Origin of the sequence: Bordetella petrii, assembly GCF_020991325.1 — a bacterium.
In the GTDB taxonomy this organism is placed as follows: domain Bacteria; phylum Pseudomonadota; class Gammaproteobacteria; order Burkholderiales; family Burkholderiaceae_B; genus Bordetella_A; species Bordetella_A petrii_E.
In genome coordinates, this window is sequence record NZ_JAJMLX010000416.1 from 1 (window position 1) to 2,731 (window position 2,731).

Consider the following 2,731-nt stretch of genomic DNA (forward strand, 5'->3'; position numbering starts at 1 on the left):
CGCCGCCCGGCGCGCCGCCATGGCGCTGCCGCTGAGGGTGCCGCCCAGGATCTGCGCCATGACGGCCAGCCCGTAGCCTTTGTGGCTGCTCATGGCGGCCGTGCCGCCCAGCGGCGTCAGGCCGCCATCGGGGCGTTCAAAAATATATTGCATGGCAAGCGCGGAATCGGTCACATTGCCGCCCTGCCCGTCCACCGCCCAGCCGGCAGGCAAGGGCTTGCGATGAAAGTCGTACACCTTCACCTTGTTGGCCGCCACGGTGGTGGTGGCCATGTCCAGCACAAAGGGCTCGTTCTGCGCGGCCGGCGCCGCGAATGCGATGGGATTGGTGCCCAGCACCGGAGCCGCGCCGTGAGTAGGCACCATGATCAATGTGGTGGCGCTGCTGGTCACCAGCCCCACGACACCACGCCGCACCGCAATGCGCGCGTATACGCCCGCGGCGCCGAAATGATGCGAATTGCGCACCGCCACCGCCCCCACGCCATGCTCCAGGGCCTTGTCCACCGCCAGCTGCATGGCCTGCGCGGCAGCCGGGTAACCCAGGCCGGCCATGCCGTCGAGCAGGGCCGTGGACACGGCGTCGCGCACCACGCGCGGCCGGGCATCGATGCGCAGCGTGCCGGCGCGCAACTTGGCCTCGTACGAGGGCAGCATGGAAATACCATGCGAATCGATACCCAGCAGATCCGTCTCGGTCATCAGGTCGGCCGTGGTGGCGGCCAGGTCGGAAGCCATGCCCCACGCCGTCAACACCCGGAGAATCTGGTCACGCACCTGGCCGGCGCTGGCCCTGCCATCTTGCACACTGCTGCCCTGCACTGCCTGTCTCCTTGGGGACTCGCGCCCCTTTTTTATCGGTTGATGAATGATGCCCCTTGCGGGGCGGGTACTCAATCCCTTTCCCGGTCGACCAGCCGATGGCGCGCCTGTCCCAGGTGGAACTGCATGGCCACGCGGGCCCGCTCGCCATCCTGTTCGCGGATGGCGCCCAGAATGGCGGCGTGTTCGTCGGCCACGCGCTGCGCGCGCTGGCGCGAGCCGGTGCGCGTCAGGCTGAGCGTCAGGCGCATGAAGCCGCTGATCGATTCGTGTATGGACTCGAGCACGCCCAGGTAGTAATCGTTGCCCGTGGCTTGCGCGATACTGGCATGGAAGGCCAGGTCCGCCTCGGGGGATACATGGCCGCGCTCGAGTTCATCGACGAACGCCGCGTGCGCATCGGAAATGTGGCGCAATTCGTCATCGGTGCGGCGCAGCGCGGCCAGGCGGGCCGCGTCGCCCTCGAGCGCCATCCGCACTTCCTGGGCCCGCAAATAAGCCCCCACGTTCTGGACGTCGCTGAACGTCTTCAGGCGCGTGGCGGGCTGGTGGCTGACGAAGGTGCCCAGGCCCTGATGGGCCGTGACCAGCCCGTCGGCCCGCAGGCGCAGCAAGGCTTCCCGCACCACGGGCCGCGACACGCCGAAGCGTTCGCAGATTTCGTGTTCCGATGGCAGCTTGTCGCCCACATTCAGGCTGCCGTCGGTGATCTGTTCGAAAATCTGGCCATACAGTTGGTCGGCCAGACGCACGCGCTGGCCGCGCTCCAGCACCAGCGTGCCGGCCTCCGCCGCGGCCGCGGACGGTGCCGGCGCGCCTGCCGTTTTCTTGCGTGTCACCTCAACCCCTTTGCTCGGTTTGCATCCTGCCCCATACAGCGCCGGAGTTCCCGGCGCCCGCACGCGGCCAGACCTTTATATACCATTGCGCCGTCTCAGCCGCCCGCCGCCCCCTGGGCATTGACGTACAAGGCATAGATGGAATGCGACGACGCCATGAACAGGCGGTTGCGTTGCGCCCCGCCAAAGCACAGGTTGGCGCAGCGTTCCGGAAGGTGGATATGCCCCAGCCGCCTGCCTTGCGGCGACACCACCATTACGCCGTCCTTGCCTTCCCCCATGCCCCATCCGCACCACAGGTTGCCATCGGTGTCGCAGCGCAAGCCATCGATGGTGCCTCCCTGCGCATCCAGGAACACCCGCTTGTTGCCCAGCGCGCCGTCCTGGCCCACGTCGTAGGCATGGATCAGGCGGTTCGGGGTGGCCCGCCCTTCCACCACGTACAGCACGGATTCGTCGGGCGAAAAGCACAGCCCGTTCGAGCCCTTCAGGTCGGTGATCATGGCCCTGCCCTGGCCGGACTTGCCGTCGATGCGATACACCGTGTGCGGCAGCTCCGCCTTGGCCTTGCGGCCCTCGTAGTTGCCGCCAATGCCGAAAGGCGGATCGGAAAACCAGATCGAGCCATCCGAATGGCAGATGACGTCGTTGGGCGAATTCAGCGGCTTGCCCTCGAAGCTGTCCATCAGCACGGTCACCGACCCATCGTACTCCGTGCGGGTCACGCTGCGCGTCAGGTGCTCGCAGGTCACCAGCCGGCCCTGGCGGTCGCGCGTGTTGCCGTTGGCATAGTTCGAAGGCTTGCGGAATTCACTGACGGCCCCGGTTTCCTCTTCCCACTTCATGATGCGGTTGTTGGGGATATCGCTCCACAGCAAGTATCGGCCGTCGCCGAACCAGACCGGGCCTTCGGCCCAGCGCATGCCGGTGGCAACGCGCTCCAGGCTGGCATTGAACAGACGATACGGTTCGAATGCCGGGTCCAGCACCTGGACCGCCGGGTCCGGATAGGCCTGGGCCGGCTGCCAGGCGCGCGCCAGGCCCGGCAAAGCGGCGGCGGCAGCAGCCGC

General features: G+C 67.3%; 3 protein-coding genes. All 3 read right to left on the reverse strand.

The features are described 5' to 3' along the window. Positions 1-822 (reverse strand): Ldh family oxidoreductase (locus LPZ50_RS23895; RefSeq protein WP_230665336.1); only part of this gene is annotated, 822 nt, incomplete at its 3' end. Between the two features lie 71 nt (positions 823-893). Further along, positions 894-1,661, reverse strand: a complete 768-nt coding sequence (locus LPZ50_RS23900; protein WP_419195634.1) for a FadR/GntR family transcriptional regulator — start codon at positions 1,659-1,661, stop codon at positions 894-896. Between the two features lie 95 nt (positions 1,662-1,756). Beyond that, positions 1,757-2,731 (reverse strand): SMP-30/gluconolactonase/LRE family protein (locus LPZ50_RS23905; RefSeq protein WP_419195635.1); only part of this gene is annotated, 975 nt, incomplete at its 5' end.